At 72.3% G+C, this 19,506-nt stretch carries 18 protein-coding genes and 1 riboswitch; of the genes, 11 read left to right on the forward strand and 7 right to left on the reverse strand.

Translation table 11 applies throughout. The features are described from left to right. Positions 1–12: 12 nt before the first annotated feature. Positions 13–1,371 carry a 3-phosphoshikimate 1-carboxyvinyltransferase gene (gene aroA, locus L7D48_RS02755; protein WP_237877008.1) on the reverse strand — a complete coding sequence of 453 codons (1,359 nt, stop codon included), beginning with the start codon at positions 1,369–1,371 and terminating at the stop codon, positions 13–15. A 170-nt stretch (positions 1,372–1,541) separates the two neighbouring features. Further along, positions 1,542–2,255 carry a M50 family metallopeptidase gene (locus L7D48_RS02760; RefSeq protein WP_206350673.1) on the reverse strand — a complete coding sequence of 238 codons (714 nt, stop codon included), beginning with the start codon at positions 2,253–2,255 and terminating at the stop codon, positions 1,542–1,544. A gap of 213 nt (positions 2,256–2,468) precedes the next feature. Between L7D48_RS02760 and L7D48_RS02765 the strand changes: the two genes are divergently transcribed. The 7 genes from L7D48_RS02765 to L7D48_RS02795 all read left to right on the forward strand — a co-directional run bounded on the left by L7D48_RS02765 (position 2,469) and on the right by L7D48_RS02795 (position 8,374). Then, positions 2,469–3,284 (forward strand): SOS response-associated peptidase, encoded by an 816-nt coding sequence (locus L7D48_RS02765; RefSeq protein WP_237877010.1) that lies wholly within the window; start codon positions 2,469–2,471, stop codon positions 3,282–3,284. A gap of 124 nt (positions 3,285–3,408) precedes the next feature. After that, positions 3,409–3,990 carry an alpha/beta family hydrolase gene (locus tag L7D48_RS02770; RefSeq protein WP_237877030.1) on the forward strand — a complete coding sequence of 194 codons (582 nt, stop codon included), beginning with the start codon at positions 3,409–3,411 and terminating at the stop codon, positions 3,988–3,990. Positions 3,991–4,256: 266 nt separating this feature from the next. Continuing rightward, entirely contained in the window at positions 4,257–4,928 is a 672-nt protein-coding gene (locus L7D48_RS02775) for a sigma-70 family RNA polymerase sigma factor (RefSeq protein ID WP_165869470.1), read from the forward strand. Beyond that, positions 4,925–5,287, forward strand: a complete 363-nt coding sequence (gene rsrA, locus L7D48_RS02780) for a mycothiol system anti-sigma-R factor (protein ID WP_237877012.1) — start codon at positions 4,925–4,927, stop codon at positions 5,285–5,287. The genes L7D48_RS02775 and rsrA overlap by 4 nt, the downstream gene beginning before the upstream one ends. 424 nt (positions 5,288–5,711) lie before the next feature. Continuing rightward, a complete protein-coding gene (locus tag L7D48_RS02785) occupies positions 5,712–6,710 on the forward strand; it encodes a hypothetical protein (RefSeq protein WP_237877014.1) in 999 nt (332 codons plus the stop codon). A gap of 105 nt (positions 6,711–6,815) precedes the next feature. Next, positions 6,816–7,448, forward strand: a complete 633-nt coding sequence (def, locus tag L7D48_RS02790; protein ID WP_101256956.1) for a peptide deformylase — start codon at positions 6,816–6,818, stop codon at positions 7,446–7,448. A gap of 188 nt (positions 7,449–7,636) precedes the next feature. Continuing rightward, a complete protein-coding gene (locus L7D48_RS02795) occupies positions 7,637–8,374 on the forward strand; it encodes a D-Ala-D-Ala carboxypeptidase family metallohydrolase (protein ID WP_237877016.1) in 738 nt (245 codons plus the stop codon). Between the two features lie 103 nt (positions 8,375–8,477). Here the strand turns inward: L7D48_RS02795 and L7D48_RS02800 are convergent, their stop codons facing one another. The 5 genes from L7D48_RS02800 to L7D48_RS02820 form a co-directional block, all read right to left on the reverse strand. After that, positions 8,478–9,533, reverse strand: a complete 1,056-nt coding sequence (locus L7D48_RS02800) for a ribonucleotide-diphosphate reductase subunit beta (protein WP_237877018.1) — start codon at positions 9,531–9,533, stop codon at positions 8,478–8,480. Then, positions 9,524–11,986, reverse strand: a complete 2,463-nt coding sequence (locus L7D48_RS02805; RefSeq protein ID WP_237877019.1) for a ribonucleoside-diphosphate reductase subunit alpha — start codon at positions 11,984–11,986, stop codon at positions 9,524–9,526. The genes L7D48_RS02800 and L7D48_RS02805 overlap by 10 nt, the downstream gene beginning before the upstream one ends. Before the next feature lie 121 nt (positions 11,987–12,107). Further along, positions 12,108–12,271: riboswitch (cobalamin riboswitch) on the reverse strand. Between the two features lie 74 nt (positions 12,272–12,345). After that, positions 12,346–12,888, reverse strand: a complete 543-nt coding sequence (locus L7D48_RS02810; RefSeq protein ID WP_237877021.1) for a GNAT family N-acetyltransferase — start codon at positions 12,886–12,888, stop codon at positions 12,346–12,348. Between the two features lie 108 nt (positions 12,889–12,996). Next, complete coding sequence (locus L7D48_RS02815) at positions 12,997–13,290, reverse strand: DUF3311 domain-containing protein (protein WP_237877023.1); 294 nt, start codon at positions 13,288–13,290, stop codon at positions 12,997–12,999. Between the two features lie 70 nt (positions 13,291–13,360). Continuing rightward, entirely contained in the window at positions 13,361–14,149 is a 789-nt protein-coding gene (locus L7D48_RS02820; protein ID WP_237877032.1) for a GntR family transcriptional regulator, read from the reverse strand. A gap of 358 nt (positions 14,150–14,507) precedes the next feature. Here L7D48_RS02820 and L7D48_RS02825 point away from each other — a divergent pair, with 358 nt between their 5' ends. The 4 genes from L7D48_RS02825 (at position 14,508) to L7D48_RS02840 (ending at position 19,377) form a co-directional block, all read left to right on the forward strand. Continuing rightward, complete coding sequence (locus L7D48_RS02825) at positions 14,508–15,806, forward strand: sugar ABC transporter substrate-binding protein (protein ID WP_237877025.1); 1,299 nt, start codon at positions 14,508–14,510, stop codon at positions 15,804–15,806. Between the two features lie 115 nt (positions 15,807–15,921). Further along, positions 15,922–16,917, forward strand: a complete 996-nt coding sequence (locus L7D48_RS02830; RefSeq protein WP_237877027.1) for a carbohydrate ABC transporter permease — start codon at positions 15,922–15,924, stop codon at positions 16,915–16,917. Continuing rightward, the gene (locus L7D48_RS02835; RefSeq protein WP_374490776.1) at positions 16,914–17,822 is read left to right on the forward strand and encodes a carbohydrate ABC transporter permease; all 909 of its coding nucleotides are present in this window, start codon (positions 16,914–16,916) and stop codon (positions 17,820–17,822) included. The genes L7D48_RS02830 and L7D48_RS02835 overlap by 4 nt, the downstream gene beginning before the upstream one ends. Positions 17,823–17,832: 10 nt before the next feature. Further along, complete coding sequence (locus L7D48_RS02840) at positions 17,833–19,377, forward strand: glycoside hydrolase family 3 protein (RefSeq protein ID WP_237877029.1); 1,545 nt, start codon at positions 17,833–17,835, stop codon at positions 19,375–19,377. Positions 19,378–19,506 lie beyond the last annotated feature (129 nt).

Below are 19,506 nucleotides of genomic sequence, written 5' to 3' on the forward strand. Positions count from 1 at the left end.
CGGTTCCGCCTCTTACCCTCTGTCCCCGTCCCCTTCGAGCATGGCGCTCCACAGCTCGGGGAAGTCGGGCAGGGTCTTGGCGGTCGTCGCGACGTTCTCCACCTCCACGCCCTCGACGACCAGGCCGAGCACCGCGCCCGCCGTGGCCAGCCGGTGGTCCTCGTAGGTGTGGAAGATCCCGCCGCGCAGCGGGCGCGGGCGGATGACCAGCCCGTCCCCGGTCTCGGTGACGTCGCCGCCGAGACCGTTGATCTCCTTGGTGAGGGCGGCCAGCCGGTCGGTCTCGTGCAGCCGCAGGTGCGCCACGCCGCGCAGCCGCGACTCGGAGTCGGCCAGCGCCGCGACCGCCGCGATGCCGGGGGTCAGCTCGCCCACCTCGCTCAGGTCCACGTCGATGCCGTGGATCCGGCCGGTGCCGGTGAGGGTCAGGCCGCGCTCGTCCAGCTCGCAGCGCCCGCCCATCTCGGTGAAGATCTCGCGCAGCGCGTCACCGGGCTGGGTGGTGTGCGCCGGCCAGTCCGGGACGGTCACCCGGCCGCCGGTGACCAGCGCGGCGGCGAGGAACGGCTGGGCGTTGGACAGATCGGGCTCGACGACCAGATCGCGGCCGAGCAGCGCGCCGGCCGTGACCCGCCAGACGTTCGGCTCGCCCCCGGACTCGGGGGTGTCCACCTGGGCGCCCGCGGCGCGCAGCATCTCCACCGTCATCCGGATGTGCGGCATGGACGGCAGCGGGCCGCCGGTGTGGCGGACCTCCACGCCCTGGTTGAAGCGGGCGCCGGACAGCAGCAGGGCGCTGACGAACTGGGAGGACGAGGAGGCGTCGATCTCCACCGTGCCGCCGGTCAGGGAGCCGCCGCCGTGCACGGTCATCGGCAGTGCGCCGCGTCCGCCGTCGTCGATACGGGCACCCAGCGCGCGCAGCGCGTCGATCACGCCGTGGAGGGGGCGCTCGTGGGAGCGCTTGTCGCCGTCGAAGTGGACCGGACCGTCGGCCAGGGCGGCCACCGGTGGCAGGAAGCGCATCACGGTGCCGGCGTTGCCGACGTCCACGGTGGCGGGACCGTGCAGCCCCGCGGGGATGACGCGCCAGGCCTCGCCGCCGGCCCCGGGGCCGGCGGCGCCGTCCGCGACGGGCGCGGAGTTGGAGGACACCGTCTCCTCGATGCCCACCCCCATGGCGCGCAGCCCCTCGGCCATCAGCAGGGTGTCGCGCGAACGCAGCGGGCGGCGCAGCCAGCCGGGCTCGGAGGCGAGGGCGGCGAGCACCAGACCGCGGTTGGTGACCGACTTCGATCCGGGCACGGTGACGGTCGCATCGACGGCGCCGGACGCGGGCGGCGCGGGCCAGAGGGCGGTGTGGTCGGTCATGGGGCCAACTTTAGTGGCTTCGGCGGGGCGGGAGTCCTGGCCGGACGCGGGGAGAGCGCGGACGCGGGCGGCCGCGTTCGCGCACCGCCGGGCAGGGCCGGGCGCCGCCCGGGTGAGCCGGGCCGGGCGGAAGGCCCCGGGCTCCGGGGCGGGCGCCCGCGGCGGGGTCGTCAAAGCCCCAGCAGCCACCGTCCGCCGCCGGTCAGCGAGCACAGCGCGACGGCGTGGAAGAGCAGCAGCCACAGCGGCGCGGGCGCGTTCGTCAGCCGCGCGAGCTGGTCGGCGTCGGAGTCCGGCGCCTCGCCCCGGCGCCGCTTGCCCTGGAGTTCGAAGACGGGCCGCACGCCGCCCAGCAGCAGGAACCACACCACCCCGTACGCGAACGCCGCCTGCACCTCCGTCCCGGCGAACCACGACACCAGGAAGAACACCCCGCCGGTGAGGACGACGGTGAGTACCCCGTAGGCGTTGCGCACCATCACCAGCATCGCCAGCAGCAGCGCGGTGGCCCCCCACAGCAGCGCGGTGACGTGCCCGGCGGCCAGCAGCCACGCTCCCGCCAGACCGAGCAGCGACGGCGCGGTGTACCCGGCGGCTGCCGTCAGCACCATCCCGATCCCGTTCGGCCGCCCCCGGGAGACGGTCAGTCCGGAGGTGTCCGAGTGCAGGCGTATGCCCTCCAGACGCCGCCCGGTCAGCAGCGCCACGATCCCGTGCCCGCCCTCGTGGGCGATGGTCACCGCGTTCCGCGCCACCCGCCACGGCCCCCGTGCGGCGACGACGGCCAGGGCCACCAGGCCGGTGGCCGCCACGACCGCGAACGACGGGTCGGGCTGCGTCCCGACGACACGGTCCCAGACCTCGGCGATGCCGTCCGTGTCCATGCTCATGTTCGGCCGCCCCCCTCCTCGTTCTTCTGCGGTCTCCCCCGCGGTCCGTCGCGCCCGCCGCGGCCCGTTCCACCCGGTTGCGCCGCCCCGCGCGCCGGGCTCGTCCGGCCGCGAAGCGGTGCTCCGCAGTGTGCCACGGCCCTTGTCCGGAGCCCGTACGGCCGTTCACCGTGCCGCCGGCCGCACGGGCGTGGCAGGGTGGCGTACATGTGCGGACGGTATGCGGCGAGCCGATCGGCCGGTGAACTGGCCGGGCTCTTCGGAGTGGAGAAGTGGGATCCGGCCGAGGAGCTGGCGCCCGACTGGAACGTGGCCCCGACCAAGCAGGTGTACGCGGTGCTGGACCGGCCGCTGAAGGACAGCGGCGATCCGCGTCCCGTGCGCCAGCTCAGGACGCTGCGCTGGGGGCTGGTGCCCTCCTGGGCGAAGTCCCCGGACGTGGGTGTGAAGATGATCAACGCGCGGGCCGAGACGGTGCACGAGAAGCCCTCCTACCGCCGCCCCTTCACCGCCCGGCGCTGCCTGCTGCCCGCCGACGGGTACTACGAGTGGGTCACCGGGACGGCCGAGCGGCAGGAGGAGGAGAAGGGCAGGCGGAAGCGGCCGCGCAAGCAGCCGTACTTCGTTACCCCCGCCGACGGCTCGGTGATGGCGATGGCCGGGCTCTACGAGTTCTGGCGGGACAGGACACTGCCCGAGGACCACCCCCAGGCCTGGTGGGCCACCTGCACGGTGATCACCACCGAGGCGCAGAGCGAGCCGTTCGCGGGCGCGGGCGGGGACGGGCCGCGCTCCCTGGCCGACATCCACCCCAGGATGCCGCTGGTGCTCACCCCCGACCGCTGGGACGCCTGGCTGGACCCGGCCCGCACCGACGCCGAGGACGTGCGCGGGCTGCTGATCCCGCCGCCGGCCGGTGCCATGCGGGCCTATCCGGTGCGCGGCGAGGTCAGCAACGTGCGCAACAACGGGCCCGAGCTGCTGGAGGAGCTTGACGCGCCCGAGGCCGGGACGCTGTTCTGAGCCGGTGAGCACCGACAGCACCGACAGCACCGACAGCACCGACAGCACCGGCAGTACCAGCAGCACCGGCACCGCAGGCACGGGCACCACCGAGGAGGTCGCCACGCCGGCCGGTCCGGCCCGGATCACCTGGCGGCGCGCCGCCAGGCCGCGACTGCTCCTCGCGCTCGGGCACGGTGCCGGGGGCGGCGTCGAGGCGCGGGACCTGCGGGCCCTGGCGGACGCGCTGCCCGCGCACGGCGTATCGGTCGCCCTGGTCGAGCAGCCCTGGCGGGTGGCGGGGAGGAAGCTGGCGCCCGCGCCCGGGAGGCTGGACGAGGGGTGGCGGGCGGTGTGGCCCGCTCTGGAGAGGGAAGGACTGCCGGTCGTCTCCGGGGGGCGCAGCGCCGGAGCGCGCGTGGCGTGCCGGACCGCCGCCGAACTCGGTGCGCGCGCCGTGCTCGCGCTCGCCTTCCCCCTGCACCCCCCGGGGAAGCCGGAGCGGTCCAGGGCCGGAGAGCTGCTGGACGCCGGGGTGCCGACCCTGGTCGTCCAGGGCGGACGCGATCCCTTCGGACGGCCCGGTGAGTTCCCCGAGGGCACGGAGGTCGTCGAGGTGCCCGGGGGCGACCACGGCTTCGCCGTGCCGAAGAGGGCGGCACTCGGCCAGGAGGAGGCGCTCGGGGTGATCACCGGCGCGGTGCGCGAGTGGCTGGCGCGGGAATGATCCCCCGCCCGGGCGTGTTGTCCTGCTGCAGGACACGTACGGACCGAACACGCGCGAGGAGAGGGAGTCCACCCGACATGGGTTCGATCGCATGCCCGTCCCGCCCTGTGGGTACCCGTGCCACAGCCGCCCAGGTGGACTGGGCGACACTGAGGCTCGCCGGACCCGTCGGGGACGTCCCCTTCCAGGCGGCGGAGGGGACGGACCGTCGTCTATTCTCCGGTTCGAATGGGTCCGGCAACGGACTCGAAGCCGCATCGGAGGAGGTGGGTCCGGTCGCCGCGACCGACGACGCCGCGCCCAGGGAGCCCGTGGAGACGGACGCCGAACGGAACGCCCGCTTCGAACGGGACGCCCTCGCCTTCCTGGACCAGATGTACTCCGCCGCGCTGCGCATGACGCGCAACCCCGCGGACGCGGAGGACCTGGTGCAGGAGACGTACGCGAAGGCGTACGCGTCCTTCCACCAGTTCCGCGAGGGCACCAACCTCAAGGCGTGGCTGTACCGCATCCTCACCAACACCTTCATCAACTCGTACCGCAAGAAGCAGCGCGAACCGCAGCGCAGCGCGGCCGAGGAGATCGAGGACTGGCAGCTCGCGCGCGCCGAGTCGCACATGTCGACCGGTCTGCGCTCGGCCGAGTCGCAGGCGCTGGACCGGCTGCCCGACTCGGACGTGAAGGAGGCGCTCCAGGCCATCCCCGAGGAGTTCCGGATCGCGGTCTACCTCGCGGACGTCGAGGGGTTTGCGTACAAGGAGATCGCGGACATCATGGGGACGCCCATCGGCACGGTGATGTCCCGCCTGCACCGCGGCCGCAGGCAGTTGCGCGGCATGCTGGAGGACTACGCCCGCGAGCGCGGGCTGGTCCCGGCGGGCGCGAACGGCGCCGCCGCACCCGAGGAGTCGCACGACCGGAAAGGCTCGGGCTCATGAGTTGCGGAGAGCCGCACGAGACGGACTGCGCTGAGGTCCTGGACCACCTGTACGAGTACCTGGACCGCGAGATGCCCGACGGCGATCTGACGAAGTTCAGGGAGCACTTCGAGGAGTGCTCGCCGTGTCTGGAGAAGTACGGCCTGGAACAGGCCGTGAAGAAGCTGGTCAAGCGGTGCTGCGGCCACGACGAGGTGCCCGGCGACCTGCGCTCGAAGGTGATGGGCCGTATCGAGCTGATCCGTGCCGGGCAGGCCGTGCCGGAGCAGCCCGTGGTGGAGCCCGCGGCGGGCCGGACGGAGCAGTCCGGCACCGCTCCCCTGGGGAGCCCGGGCGAGGCCGGCGGGGAACGGCCCTGACGGCCGCGGGTGCGCGACCCGCACCCGCCTCCCGCACCGCACCCCATTCCGGGTCGCCTCCCGTACGCCCGTTGTCCCGGCCGTGAGTTCCGGCCCGGACGTCCTCGCGCGCGCTGTGCGCCGCGTCACCCCGCACCCGTCCTACATCACCCGAACGTGTTAACCCGCTCGGCTTCCGCCCGGCTGTGACGCGGGCGTTCGAAGGTTCCCCCGCGCCGCCGCGCCGGGCGTGTCCCCGCGCCCCGGACCGCCCGGTACCCCGACGACCGACGGGTAATGAGCGCGCACCCGGGTGGGCATGGTTGGATGCGAACCGGGAACCGCGGCTGGGAGAAGATCGCGGCACGGACACCGCGGCGGGGACCGCGAGAAGACGGCCGCGAGGACGGTCGGGAGCAGCAGGCGGGAGTCAGGCGGGAACATCGTGAGGATCTTCGGCAAGGCAAGGCACCGGCCCTCCGCCGACTGGCGGATGGCCACCGACCGCGCGTTCACGCTCATCGGCGACGGGCGCTACGAGGACGCCGGCACGCTGCTGACCCGTGCCGCCGATCTGGAGCCGTGGCTGTCGGAGTCCTGGTTCAACCTCGCGCTGCTGCACAAGTTCCGGCACGACTGGGAGCAGGCGCGCGCGGCCGGGCTGCGCGCGGTCGCGCTCCTGGACCGGTCGGCCGGGGCGCCCGACTGGTGGAACGTGGGCATCGCGGCCACCGCGCTGCAGGACTGGGCCCTGGCCCGGCGCGCCTGGCAGGCGTACGGCCTGCGGGTGCCGGAGACGGCGGCCGGCGGTGACGACGCCCGTACCGGCCCGCCGGCCGGCATGGAACTGGGCAGCGCCGCGGTGCGCCTGTCGCCGGAGGGCGAGGCCGAAGTGGTGTGGGGGCGGCGGCTGGACCCGGCCCGCATCGAGGTGCAGAACATCCCGCTGCCCTCCTCCGGGCGCCGCTGGGGCGAGGTGGTGCTGCACGACGGCGTGCCGCACGGCGAGCGGACCACGGCCGCGGGCCACGCCTATCCGGTCTTCGACGAGATAGAACTCTGGGCGCCCTCGCCGGTGCCCACCTGGGTGGTGCTGCTGGAGGCGGCGACCGAGGCGGACCGGGACGCGCTGGAGCGGCTGGCGGCGGACGCGGGCTTCGCGGCCGAGGACTGGTCCTCTTCGGTGCGGCTGCTGTGCCGCTCCTGCTCGGAGAGCCGGATGCCCAGCGACGAGGGCGAGGGCGCCCCCCGGCACGATCCGCACGACCACAGCGTGCCCGGGCACCCGGGGCCGCTGGGACACATGACGTCGGGGGAGCTGTGGGTGCCCGAGCGTGAGTGCGGACTGGCGGCCCCGGCCTCCCTGGTGCGGGGGCTGCTGGACGGCTGGGTAGCCGACAGCCCGGACACCCGTGAGTGGCGGGACCTGGAAGAGGTCTGCTGACACCGGACGACCGCGCGCGGAGCCGGGAGGCCGCGCACGGAGCCGGGAGTCTGCCCGTACTCTGTACGGGTCGTGGTGGAGCACCGAGGAAGGCATACGGCGAAGATGGCGGAGCACGAGACCGGGCAGCGGGTGGACGACGAGGGGTTCGTCGTCGACACGGAGGACTGCGAGGAGCGCGAGCGGACCCACCGCGAGCGCGGCACCGCCCGTCCGATCACCGTCGTCGGCAACCCGGTGCTGCACCGGGAGTGCCGGGACGTCACCGAGTTCGACGGCGAACTCGCCAAGCTGGTCGACGACATGTTCGCCAGCCAGCGCGCGGCGGAGGGCGTCGGCCTGGCCGCCAACCAGATCGGCGTCGACCTGAAGGTCTTCGTCTACGACTGCCCGGATGACGAGGGCGTGCGGCACGTCGGCGTCGTCTGCAACCCCGTGCTGGAGGAACTGCCCGCCGAGCGGCGGGTGCTGGACGACTCAGGCGAGGGCTGCCTGTCGGTGCCGGGCGCGTACGCCTCGCTCGCGCGGCCCGACTACGCCGTCGTGCGCGGACAGGACGCCGAGGGCAGGCCGATCACGGTGCGCGGCACCGGGTACTTCGCGCGCTGCCTCCAGCACGAGACGGACCACCTCTACGGCCGCCTCTACATCGACCGCCTCTCCAAGCGCGAACGCAAGGACGTCCTGCGGCAGATGGCCGAGAACACCCCGCGCTACGAGACGGTGCCCAACGACTGAGCGGTGCCGCGGCGTTCGCGCGGCGGCCGTGCGGCGCGGGTTCCCGGGCCCGCGGGCCGGTGGTGAACGGCGTATGACGGTGGGCGGGCCTCCAGTGGCCCGCCCATTGGCATTTCCGGAAGCGTGTTGACGCGGGTAGACCTTCTCCGCCACCCTCAAAGTCCCCACTGTTCCAACACGGAGGCACCATGCTCAGAGGCACCGTCCGTCTCATCCTCAGTGTTGTCATGCTCGCGGCAGCAGCGCTGGTCGGCACGGTCACCACGGCGGGCACGGCCCAGGCCGACACCTGCTACACCTGGAACCGCACCCTCTCCCAGGGCATGTCCGGCTCGGACGTCGCCGAACTCCAGGTGCGCGTCTCCGGCTACCCCGGCTACGGCAACGTGCTCGCCATCGACGGCTCCTACGGCCCGGCCACCGCCGCCGCCGTCAAGCGGTTCCAGGCCGCGTACGGCCTGTCGGCCGACGGTATCGCCGGCCCGCAGACCTTCAGCAAGATCTACGCCCTCCAGGACGCCGACTGCACCCCGGCCCACTTCTCCTACGCCGAGCTCAACCGGTGCAACTCCACCTGGAGCGGCGGCGCGGTGAGCGCGGCCACGGCCAAGCGCAACGCCCTGATCTCCATGTGGAAGCTGGAGGCGATGCGCCACGCCCTGGGTGACGCGCCGATCCGGGTGACCAGCGGCTTCCGCTCCTACTCCTGCAACAGCGCGGTGGGCGGCTCCTCCAACAGCCGCCACCTGTACGGCGACGGCGTCGACCTCGGCGCGGGCTCGCACACCCTGTGCAGGATGGCGCAGCAGGCCCGCTACCACGGCTTCCGGGGCATCCTCGGCCCGGGCTACCCCGGCCACAACGACCACACCCACGTCGACCACCGCTCCAGCCGCTTCTGGTCGGCGCCCAGCTGCGGCATCTGACCGCGCCCGTCCCTTCCGGAACGGCACCCGCCCGAAACCGCGTCGGCCCCCCGGAAAGCCCCGCACGGGGCTTTCCGGGGGGCACACGTCCGTCCGGAGGGGGCTAGAAGTCGTCGTCGAAGGAGACCGACCCCTCGACCGCGACCTGGTAGGCCGAGGCGCGGCGCTCGAAGAAGTTGGTCAGCTCCTGGACGTTCTGCAGCTCCATGAAGGAGAACGGGTTCGACGCGCCGTAGCGGGCGGGAAAGCCCAGCCGGACCAGCCGCTGGTCCGCCACGCACCGCAGGTACTCGCGCATCGACTCGGTGTTCATCCCCGGCAGGCCCTCGCCGCACAGGTCCCGGGCGAACCGCAGCTCGGCCTCGACGGCCTCCTCCAGCATCTCCTCGACCTGCCGCCGCAACTCGTCGTCGAAAAGCTCGGGTTCCTCCTCCCGGACGGTGTCCACCACGTCGAAGGCGAACGACATGTGCATCGACTCGTCGCGGAAGACCCAGTTGGTGCCGGTGGCCAGCCCGTGCAGCAGGCCGCGGGAGCGGAACCAGTAGACGTAGGCGAAGGCGCCGTAGAAGAACAGGCCCTCGATGCACGCCGCGAAGCAGATCAGGTTCAGCAGGAAGCGGCGGCGGTCGGACCGGCTCTCCAGGCGCTCGATCGACTCCACCCCCTCACCCCCTTCGAAGGCGGCCATCCACTTGAAGCAGAACCGCGCCTTCTCCCGGATGGATTCGATGTTCTCCACCGCGGCGAAGGCGGCGGCGCGCTCGTCCGGTTCGGGCAGGTAGGTGTCCAGCAGGGTCAGGTAGAACTGGACGTGCACGGCCTCCTCGAACAGCTGCCGCGACAGGTACAGCCGTGCCTCGGGCGAGTTGATGTGCTTGTACAGCGTCAGCACCAGGTTGTTGGCCACGATCGAGTCGCCGGTGGCGAAGAAGGCGACCAGCCGCCCGATCAGGTGCCGCTCTCCGGGGGAGAGCTTCGCCAGATCGGCCACGTCGGAGTGGAGGTCCACCTCCTCCACCGTCCAGGTGTTCCTGATCGCGTCGCGGTAGCGCTCGTAGAAGGCCGGGTAGCGCATCGGCCGCAGGGTGAGCTCGAAGCCCGGGTCCAGCAGGTTCCGGGAAGCAGGGGTTTCGGGAGCGGTGGCGGTCACTGGCATGCCTCGCAGGACTCGGGGTTCTCCAGGGAGCAGGCGGCGGCATCCGCGGCCGGATCCCTCCGCGCCGCGGAGACGGGTACGGACGTGGGGGAGCCGGGGGCGGAAACGGCCGCGGACGTGCCGCCCGCGGCCCGTGCGATACGGGTCGCGGGGCGCGAGCGCAGGTAGTACGTGGTCTTCAGACCGCGCCTCCAGGCGTAGGCGTACATCGAGCTGAGCCGGCCGATGGTCGGCGACGCCATGAACAGGTTGAGCGACTGGCTCTGGTCCAGGAACGGGGTGCGGTCCGCGGCCATGTCGATCAGGGCGCGCTGCGGGATCTCCCAGGCCGTGCGGTACAGCGCGCGGACCTCCTCCGGGATCCAGGGCAGCTCGGCCACCGAGCCGTTCGACTCGCGCAGCGCCTCGCGGGTGCGCTCGTCCCACAGGCCCAGCCGCTTGAGGTCCGCCACCAGGTAGGAGTTCACCTGGAGGAACTCGCCGCTGAGCGTCTCGCGCTTGAAGAGGTTGGAGACCTGCGGCTCCACGCACTCGTAGACGCCCGCGATCGAGGCGATCGTCGCGGTCGGCGCGATCGCCAGCAGCAGCGAGTTGCGCAGGCCCGTGGCGGCGATCCGCTCCCGCAGCGCGGCCCAGTGCCCGGGCCAGGTGATCTCCGCCTGCGGGTAGTGGTCGACGTGGAGCACGCCGCGGGCGGCGCGGGTCGCAGGCCAGGCCGGGTGCGGGCCGTGGCGCTCGGCGAGGCCCGCGGACGCCTCGTAGGCGGCGAGCATGATCCGCTCGGAGATCCGTGTGGACAGCCGCCGGGCGCCGGGGGAGTCGAAGGGCAGGCGCAGCCGGAAGAAGACGTCCTGCAGACCCATCAGCCCCAGACCCACCGGACGCCAGCGGGAGTTGGAGGCCGAGGCCTGCCCGGTGGGGTAGTAGTTGACGTCCACGACCCGGTCGAGGAAGGCCACGGCGGTACGGACGGTGGCGTCCAGCCGCTCCCAGTCCAGCTCCTCGCCGGGGCGCGGATCCCCGTCGGCGCCGGCGCGCAGATGGGCGGCGAGGTTGACCGAGCCCAGGTTGCACACGGCCGTCTCGCCGTCGTCGGTGACCTCCAGGATCTCGGTGCAGAGGTTGGAGGAGTGGACGACGCTGCCCGGCTCGGCGGTCTGGTTCGCCGTGCGGTTGGCGGTGTCCTTGAAGGTCATCCAGCCGTTGCCGGTCTGGGCGAGGGTGCGCATCATCCGGGCGTAGAGGGCGCGCGCCGCAACCGTCCGCACCGCCAGCCCGGCCGCCTCCGCCCGGCGGTAGGCGGCGTCGAACTCCTCACCCCACAGGTCCGCCAGTTCGGGGACGTCGGACGGGGAGAACAGCGACCAGTCGGTGTCCGCCTCGACCCGGCGCATGAACTCGTCCGGGATCCAGTTGGCGATGTTGAGGTTGTGGGTGCGGCGGGCCTCCTCGCCGGTGTTGTCGCGCAGTTCGAGGAACTCCTCGATGTCGGCGTGCCAGGTCTCCAGGTAGACGCAGGCCGCGCCCTTGCGCCGGCCGCCCTGGTTGACGGCCGCGACCGAGGCGTCCAGGGTCCGCAGGAACGGCACGATGCCGCCGGAGTGGCCGTTGGTGCCGCGGATCAGCGAACCGCGCGAGCGGATCCGCGAGAAGGACAGCCCGATGCCGCCGGCGTGCTTGGACAGGCGCGCGACCTGGTGGTAGCGCTCGTAGAGCGAGTCCAGCTCGTCCCGGGGGGAGTCCAGCAGGTAGCAGGAGGACATCTGGGGGTGCCGGGTGCCGGAGTTGAACAGGGTGGGGGAGGAGGGGAGGTAGGACAGCGTGCTGGTGAGCCGGTACAGCTCGGCGACCTCCTCCAGGGCCCGCTCGGAGGAGTCGGCGGCCAGCCCGCAGGCCACGCGCAGCAGGAAGTACTGCGGGGTCTCGATCACGGCGCGGGCCACCGGGTGGCGCAGCAGGTAGCGGGAGTGGAGCGTGCGCAGCCCGAAGTAGCCGAAGCGGTCGTCGGCGCCGCCGGCGAGGGCTTCCTCGGCCAGCGCGTCGAGCCGCCGCGCGTGCCCGGCGACGAAGCCGGCCGTGCGGTCGGCGATCAGCCCCTGCCGGTGGCCGACCGCCACCGACGTGGAGAAGGACACCGCGCCCTGCCCGGCGGCCTCCTGACGGATCGCCGGAGCGAGCAGCCGCGCCGCGAGCCGCGAGTACTCGGGCTCCTCGGCGATGAGGCCGGCCGCGGCCTCGGTCGCCAGGGAGCGCAACCGGGCCTCGTCAGCACCGGGGTGGCGCCCGCGCAGCGCGGCGGCGGCGACCCGCTCGGGGTCGGTGGCGGGCAGGTCGGCGGCGAGTTCCGCCAGGGTGCGCAGCAGCGCCGCGCCCGGGCGGTCGTCCTGTGGTGCGCGGGCCGGTGCACAGGCCGGTGCACCGGCCGTGGCGGGCTCCGCTGATGAGATGGTCACTCGGTGCTCTCCCTCGTGGGCCGAAGGCCCCGGAGGGAGGAGGAGCAGGCGCGTACGGGCACACCCGGCCGGAAGAGGGCGCACCGCTCGCGTCCGCCGGCCCAACCCACGAGGCCCGGACGTGTGAATGAACACCGTCGGCAGGTCCTCGGACTCGCGGCGGACGGCCCTGACCGTGCGAACGACACGGGGGCAGCCCGCCGCACACCGTTGCGGGACAGCTCCGGCCTCACACCGGATTCCCCTGCGGCGACAGCGGGATGAGCATACATCTAGTGGTGATCTGGAAAAGCACCCCTAGATGTTGTGTCGGAGGGTTCCTCGGGTGGGGTGTGGAACCACGGCCCGGTGCCCTGTGCTCACGTCAGGTCCAGGGCGAAGGTCAGCAGGGGGACGTCCTCGACGGGACGCCAGTCGCGGTCGGGGGTGCGGACGAACCCCAGTCGCCCGTAGAGGCGGTGGGCGGTGTGCATCATGGGATGGCTGGAGAGCACCAGCCGCTCCAGTCCCAGGGCGCGGGCCCGGTCCACGCACTCGCGCACCAGGGTCTCGCCCACACCCCGGCCGCGCGCCGAGGGGCGTACCGCCAGCATCCGGAACTCCCCCTCGCCGGGGCGTGCGATCTCCGCGTACTCGCCGCCGTGCACCGCGAAGGTGACGGTGCCCAGAACCTCGCCGGTGCCGCTGCCGCCGCCCGTGCCGCCACCGGTGCCGTCCTCCGCGGGGCCCGCGGCCACCAGCAGTTCGGCGTGCTCGGCCCGGCGCCGGGCGTCTCGCAGCACGGCGAGGTACGGGTCCTGGGCGCCGAAGTCCAGCAGGCCGTCCCCGAGGTACACCTCGGCCGTCAACTCCCCGACGGCCTCGAACTCGTGCGGGCGCGCGGCCCTGATGGTGATGTCCATGACGGTCATCATGCGGCGTCCCGGCCGTGGTGGCGCAACGGCTTTCCGCCGGTGGCGCGCGGGGCGCGGAGACAGGGGTGGCGCGCCCCCGGCGCCGCCCCGCGCGCCTCACCGTTCTCCGTCCACCGCGCTCTCTCCCGGCCCCCCGCGTTCCGCGGCCCGCCGCGCCGCCCGGTCGCGCCGCACCAGCAGGTACGCGACGGCCATCAGCGCGGCGGAGAGAGGCACCCAGAGCAGCTGGTACCAGTAGAAGAAGGGGATCCCGGCCAGGGCCGGCTCGCTCCTGGCGTACGAGCCGACCCACAGCATCGCGACGAAAGGCGCGAGCAGGCAGGCGCCGATCGCCACCCGCGCCGGTGTGACGGCCGGGAGGGGGCCGGGGTTCTTCGGCGGTACGGGCATGGCCGCGGCTCCGTCCTTCCGGATCACCGTGGCCGCGGCGGACGGTCCGGGCCGGTGGCCGGCCTCCCGCTCACCGCCCCCGGCCGGGGCGCTGGAGGCGGGCGACGAACTTGTAGCGGTCGCCGCGGTAGACCGAGCGCACCCACTCCACCGGCTCGCCCTCGGTGTCGCGCGAGTGCCGGGAGAGCATCAGCATCGGCAGGCCGACGTCCGTGCCCAGCAGGCCCGCCTCGCGCGGGGTGGCCAGGGAGGTCTCGATGGTCTCCTCCGCCTCGGCGAGGTGCACGTCGTACACCTCGGCCAGGGCCGTGTAGAGGGAGGAGTACTTCACCAGGCTGCGGCGCAGGGCCGGGAAGCGCTTCTGCGACAGGTGCGTGGTCTCGATGGCCATCGGCTCACCGCTGGCCAGCCGCAGCCGCTCGATGCGCAGGACGCGGCCCCCGGAGGGGATGTCCAGCAGTCCGGCGAGCCGGTCGTCGGCGGTGACGTAGCCGATGTCCAGCAGCTGGGAGGTGGGCTCCAGCCCCTGGGCGCGCATGTCCTCGGTGTAGGAGGTGAGCTGGAGCGCCTGGGCGACCTTGGGTTTGGCCACGAAGGTGCCCTTGCCCTGGATGCGCTCCAGCCGTCCCTCGACGACCAGTTCCTGGAGCGCCTGGCGCACGGTGGTGCGGGAGGTGTCGAACTCGCCGGCGAGCGTGCGCTCCGGAGGGACCGGGGTGCCCGGGGGCATCGTCTCGGTCATCTCCAGCAGGTGGCGCTTGAGCCGGTAGTACTTGGGCACGCGCGCGGTGCGTCCGGCGGCGCCGCCTCCGGCGGGGCGGGCGCCGGCAGCGGTGTTCGTGGCCCCGTCGCTCTCCATCGCGCGCCTTCCCGACTCGTGTCGTGACTTCTCCAGTGCCGTCACCGGCTTCCTCCGTACGTAGCGGATCACATCGTGGCACGGCCGCCGTCCCCGGGGGCGTCCCGGCTCAGATGTCGGTCCGGTAACGGATGCGACCGCGAGCTTTATACACCGTTGACAGCGATATAGGTCTAGGCCAAGCTGCGGGCACTGGTCTAAACCACTACAGGCCAGCCCAGCCCCACGGGCCGTACTCGTCGCATGTCGACGCACCCCGGCGCCCGCCACGCACGGTACGGCAGACGCGGCCATCCGGCGGGAGCGGAGATCTCGGACGGCGGGCGGGGGGACTTCTGGCATCCCGAAGGAGAAGCACGTGAAGCACAAGCTCGTAGCGGCGATCGGTGCCGCGGCGATGATGACCGGCCTCGTCGCCTGTGGCGGGGAGGGTGGGGACAACTCCTCCAAGGCCCCCCAGGAGCGCGACGAGACGCTCACCGTCTGGCTGATGAACGACGCCCAGAGCACCTGGCCCGAGCTGGTGAAGGACGTCAACGCCCAGTTCAAGAAGAAGTACCCGAAGGTCAAGGTCAAGGTCCAGTACCAGCAGTGGGGCGACAAGGCCAAGAAGCTCGACACCGCGCTGGGCGGCGACAAGTTCCCCGACGTGGTCGAGCTCGGCAACACCGAGACCATGACCTACATCCTCAACGGGGCCCTCGCCGAGATCGACCCGGAGAAGTACGACAACTCCGACACCTGGATCCAGGGCCTGAAGGACACCTGCTCCTTCGAGGGCAAGCTCTACTGCGTCCCCTACTACGCCGGAGCGCGCGTCGCGATCTTCAACCAGGAGATGTTCGACAAGGGCGCGGGCACCAAGGAACTGCCGCAGACCGAGGACGAGCTGAAGAAGGCGCTGGACGAGGTCGCGGAGGAGTACGGCGACGACAAGGCGTTCTCCCCCCTCTACCTGCCCGGCCGCTACTGGTACGCGGCCATGTCCTACGTCGCCGCGTACGGTGGCCAGATCGCCGAGTACGACGAGGGCAAGGGCGAGTGGAAGGCCACGCTGAGCACCCCCGAGGCGCGCAAGGGCATCGAGCACTTCGTCAACCTGGTCAACGAGTACAACAACGGTGACCGGACCAAGGACGAGCAGGACCACGCCAACGTCATGGCGAACAAGAAGGCCGCCCTGATCTACGGCAACGGCTGGGAGGCCGGCTCCGTCTTCGGGGGCGAGAACGGCAACCCCGAACTGGAGGGCAAGATCGCCACCGCCGGCATGCCCGGCCCGAACGGCAAGGCCCTGCCGTCCTTCATCGGCGGCTCCGACCTCGCGGTGATCCAGAAGTCGGAGGCGAAGGACCTCGCCGAGGAGTGGATCTCGCTGTTCACCAGCGAGAAGTCGATGGAGGTCCTGGCCTCCAAGAACATCCTGCCGAACAACACCAAGCAGCTCGAGCCGCTGAAGGAGAAGCCGGAGACCGCTCCGATCGCCAACGCGGTACCGGACGCCTGGTTCACCCCGATCGCCCCCGGCTGGACCGCGATCGAGAGCCAGAACATCCTGGAGAACATGCTGCTGGACATCCTCAAGGGCACCTCTGTGGCCGACGCCACCGAGAAGGCCGACGAGGAGATCGACAAGCTGATCAACAACGAGGTCTGAGCCGCGGCCGGGGGCCCGCACCCCCCGGCCGTCCCTGCGGCAGGCGGGAGCCGCGATTCACGGCTCTCGCCTGCCGCGCCCCTTCGGTGAAGAGAACGAACGGAAGGCCAGCACCGTGACCGCCGCCGACACCAAAGCCGCCGACCCGCCGGCGGCCCCACCGCAGAAGCCGAGGAAGGCCGCCCCCGGGCCGTCGGGGGGCGGAGTGCGTCCCAGCCGGAAACCCCGCCCCAAGCTGCCGTATCTGCTGATCGCCCCGGCGATCGTGGCCATCGGCGCGGTCTTCGGCTACCCGCTGGTCGAGACCGTGATCATGTCCTTCCAGGACATGCGCCGCGCGCACCTGTGGGGCGGCACCACTCCGCCGTGGGTGGGGTTCGAGCAGTTCACCAACATCCTGGGCGACCCGGAGTTCTGGTGGGTCACCTTCCGTACCGTCCTCTTCATGGTCGTCTGTGTGGTGGCGACCATGGGGCTGGGGCTGCTGACCGCTCTGCTGATGCAGCGGCTGTCCACCTGGGTGCGACTGCTGCTCACCGGCGCCCTGGTGGCCGCCTGGTCGATGCCACTGCTGGTGGCGACCTCGATCTTCCGGTGGCTCTCCGACTCCGACTACGGCGTGATCAACAGCACGCTGAGCAAGATCCCCGGTCTGGACTTCCAGGGCCACAACTGGTTCCTCAACCCCTGGCAGGGGTTCACCGTCATCGGCGCGGTGGTGGTCTGGGGAGCGATCCCGTTCGTGGTGGTCACCCTCTACGCCGCGCTCACCCAGGTGCCCAAGGAGCTGGAGGAGGCCGCGCAGCTCGACGGCGCCGGAGTCATCGGGGTCTTCCGCAACGTCACCTTCCCGGTGATCAAGCCGGTCTTCCAGATGGTGGCCACCCTCTCGGTGATCTGGGACTTCAACGTCTTCGGTCAGATCTTCCTGATGCGCGGCAACAAGCCGGAACCCGAGTACGAGCTGCTGGGCCTGTACTCGTTCAGCAAGGCGTTCGACAGCGCCTCGTTCAGCCAGGGCACCGCCATCGCCCTCATCACCGTGCTGCTGCTCTCCGGCGTCGCCGTGTACTACCTGCGCCAGCTCATGAAGACAGGAGAGGTCGAGTGAGCACCTCCGTAACCTCCACCACGCCCGCCAAGGCACCAGAGGCCACCACCAGCAGCACGGGCGTCTACGAGCTGCGCCCCGACCGCAAGAAGCACCGCCTGGTCTACAACGTGCTGGGGCTGGTGATCTTCGCGGTGATGGCCTTCCCGGTCTACTGGCTTCTGGTCAGCGCCTTTCGGCCGAACCACGAGATCCGCAGCTACGACCAGACGCTGTGGCCCAGCTCGTTCACCGTCGACAACTTCGTCCGGGCCACCGAGGCGCCGAACTTCTGGACCGCGATCCAGAGCAGCCTGATCATCTGCGTCACCTCGGTCGCCGGCGCCATGCTGATCGGGACCATCGCCGCCTTCGCCATCGGGCGTTTCGACTTCTACGGCCGCAAGCCGTTCATGACGATCCTTATCCTGGTGCAGCTGCTGCCGCCGACGGCGATGCTCATTCCCATCTACATCCAGCTCAACAACATAGGCGCGCTCAACGAGTACTGGGGCGTGATCACCGTCTACCTGGTGTCCGTCCTGCCCTTCACCACCTGGATGATCCGCGGCTTCGTGATCAACGTGCCCAAGGAGCTGGAGGAGTCCGCGATGGTGGACGGCTGCACCCGGATGGGCGCGTTCTGGCGGGTCATCTTCCCGCTGGTCGCCCCAGGGCTGGCCGCGGCGTCCATCTTCGCCCTCATCACCGCCTGGAACGAGTACCTGTTCGCGTACATCCTCCTGCAGGACAACGAGAAGTACACGCTCAACGTGTGGCTGATGAACTTCACCACCGACCGCGGCACGGACTACGGCGCGCTGATGGCCGCCTCCGTCCTCATCTCCATCCCCGTCGTGACCTTCTTCATGATCGTCCAGAAGAAGATGGCGGCGGGCCTCACCTCCGGCGCAGTGAAGGGATGACGTCACTCCCATGACGACTCTCACCGGCACCACCGGCAGCACCCTGGTCCGCAACGCACTGGCCGTACTCCAGCCGGGCTTCACCGGCACCACCGCACCCGACTGGCTGCTGCGCCGCCTGGACGAGGGGCTCGCGGCGGTGGGCCTGTTCGGCCGCAACATCACATCCCCCGCGCAGCTGGCCGCGCTCACCGCCCAGCTGCGCGGTGTCCGCCCCGACGTACTGGTGGCCATCGACGAGGAGGGCGGCGACGTCACCCGGCTGGAGGCGCGCACGGGCTCGTCCTTCCCCGGCAACCACGCCCTGGGCACCGTCGACGACACCGCGCTGACCCGAGCCGTCGCCCGCGAACTGGGCCGCAGACTCGCCGAGTGCGGGGTCAACCTCAACTGGGCGCCCTCGGCCGACGTCAACTCCAACCCCGACAACCCGGTCATCGGAGTCCGCTCCTTCGGCTCCACGCCGGATCTGGTGGCCCGGCACACCGCCGCCTGGGTCGAGGGGCTGCAGTCCGCCGGAGTCGCCGCCTGCACCAAGCACTTCCCCGGGCACGGCGACACCTCCGTCGACTCCCACCACGCCCTGCCGCGCATCGACGCGGACCGGGCCACACTCACGGAGCGCGAACTGGTCCCGTTCCGGGCGGCGGTCGCCGCGGGCAGCAAGTGCGTGATGAGCGCGCACATTCTGCTGCCCGCCCTGGACCCGGCCCTTCCGGCGACGCTCAGCCCGGCCGCCCTGACCGGCCTGCTGCGCGCGCCCCTCGGCGAGGGCGGGCTCGGCTTCGAGGGCCTGATCGTCACCGACGGCATGGAGATGCGGGCCATCGCGGCGACCTACGGCATCGAGCGCGGCAGCGTCCTGGCCGTCGCCGCGGGCGCGGACGCCCTCTGCGTCGGCGGCGGGCTGGCCGACGAGGAGACGGTGCTGCGCCTGCGCGACGCCCTGGTGCGGGCCGTGGCCGAGGGGGAACTGTCCGAGGAGCGGCTCGCCGACGCCGCCGACCGGGTCCGGGCCCTGGCCCGCTGGGCGGGCGAGGCGTCCGCCCGCGCCGAGGCAGCGGTGCCCTCCGATCCCGGAGTCGGGCTGGAGGCCGCCCGCCGTGCGCTGAAGGTCGCCGTCCGGCAGGACCACGCCCCCCTGACCGGGCCGCCGTACGTCGCCGCCTTCACCCCCGTGGCCAACATCGCCGTCGGCGACGAGACCCCCTGGGGGCTCGCCGCCGAACTGGCGGAGCTGCTCCCGGGCACCACGACCGGTTCCTGGGGCCGCGAGCGGGCCGAACGGGCGGGGCGGGGCGGACCGGCCGCACAGGTGCTGGAGGAGGCGGCCGGCCGCAGGATCGTCGCGGTGGTACGCGACGTCCACCGGCACCCCTGGATGGCGGACGCCCTGGACGCACTGCTCGCCGCCCGGCCGGACACGGTGGTGGTGGAGATGGGCCTGCCCCAGGCACCGCCCCGCGGGGCGCTCCACATCGCGACCCACGGCGCCGCCCGCGTCTGCGGACGGGCCGCAGCCGAGGTCATCGCCGGCCGGGAGACCGACGGCTGAGTCCGCTCCCCCCACGACGGCCGGGCCCGCGCCTCCCCTGACCCGCGGGCCCGGCCACCGTCGTGTTCGCCTTCCGTACGCACGCCGCGGGCCCGGTGCGGGAGGCGGTGGGGAGGCAGGGGAAAACGG

The sequence above is a fragment of the Streptomyces sp. ICN903 genome, from assembly GCF_022015835.1.
Classification (GTDB): domain Bacteria; phylum Actinomycetota; class Actinomycetes; order Streptomycetales; family Streptomycetaceae; genus Streptomyces; species Streptomyces fenghuangensis.

Excerpts from the sequence above, each read along its gene's own strand:
- L7D48_RS02800 (WP_237877018.1), bottom strand. The coding sequence starts at position 9,533 with ATGCCAGTGACCGCCACCGCTCCCGAAACCCCTGCTTCCCGGAACCTG.
- def (WP_101256956.1), top strand. The coding sequence starts at position 6,816 with ATGGCGGAGCACGAGACCGGGCAGCGGGTGGACGACGAGGGGTTCGTC.
- rsrA (WP_237877012.1), top strand. The coding sequence starts at position 4,925 with ATGAGTTGCGGAGAGCCGCACGAGACGGACTGCGCTGAGGTCCTGGAC.
- L7D48_RS02840 (WP_237877029.1), top strand. The coding sequence starts at position 17,833 with ATGACGACTCTCACCGGCACCACCGGCAGCACCCTGGTCCGCAACGCA.
- L7D48_RS02815 (WP_237877023.1), bottom strand. The coding sequence starts at position 13,290 with ATGCCCGTACCGCCGAAGAACCCCGGCCCCCTCCCGGCCGTCACACCG.
- aroA (WP_237877008.1), bottom strand. The coding sequence starts at position 1,371 with ATGACCGACCACACCGCCCTCTGGCCCGCGCCGCCCGCGTCCGGCGCC.
- L7D48_RS02760 (WP_206350673.1), bottom strand. The coding sequence starts at position 2,255 with ATGGACACGGACGGCATCGCCGAGGTCTGGGACCGTGTCGTCGGGACG.
- L7D48_RS02810 (WP_237877021.1), bottom strand. The coding sequence starts at position 12,888 with ATGGACATCACCATCAGGGCCGCGCGCCCGCACGAGTTCGAGGCCGTC.
- L7D48_RS02795 (WP_237877016.1), top strand. The coding sequence starts at position 7,637 with ATGCTCAGAGGCACCGTCCGTCTCATCCTCAGTGTTGTCATGCTCGCG.
- L7D48_RS02820 (WP_237877032.1), bottom strand. The coding sequence starts at position 14,149 with ATGGAGAGCGACGGGGCCACGAACACCGCTGCCGGCGCCCGCCCCGCC.
- L7D48_RS02765 (WP_237877010.1), top strand. The coding sequence starts at position 2,469 with ATGTGCGGACGGTATGCGGCGAGCCGATCGGCCGGTGAACTGGCCGGG.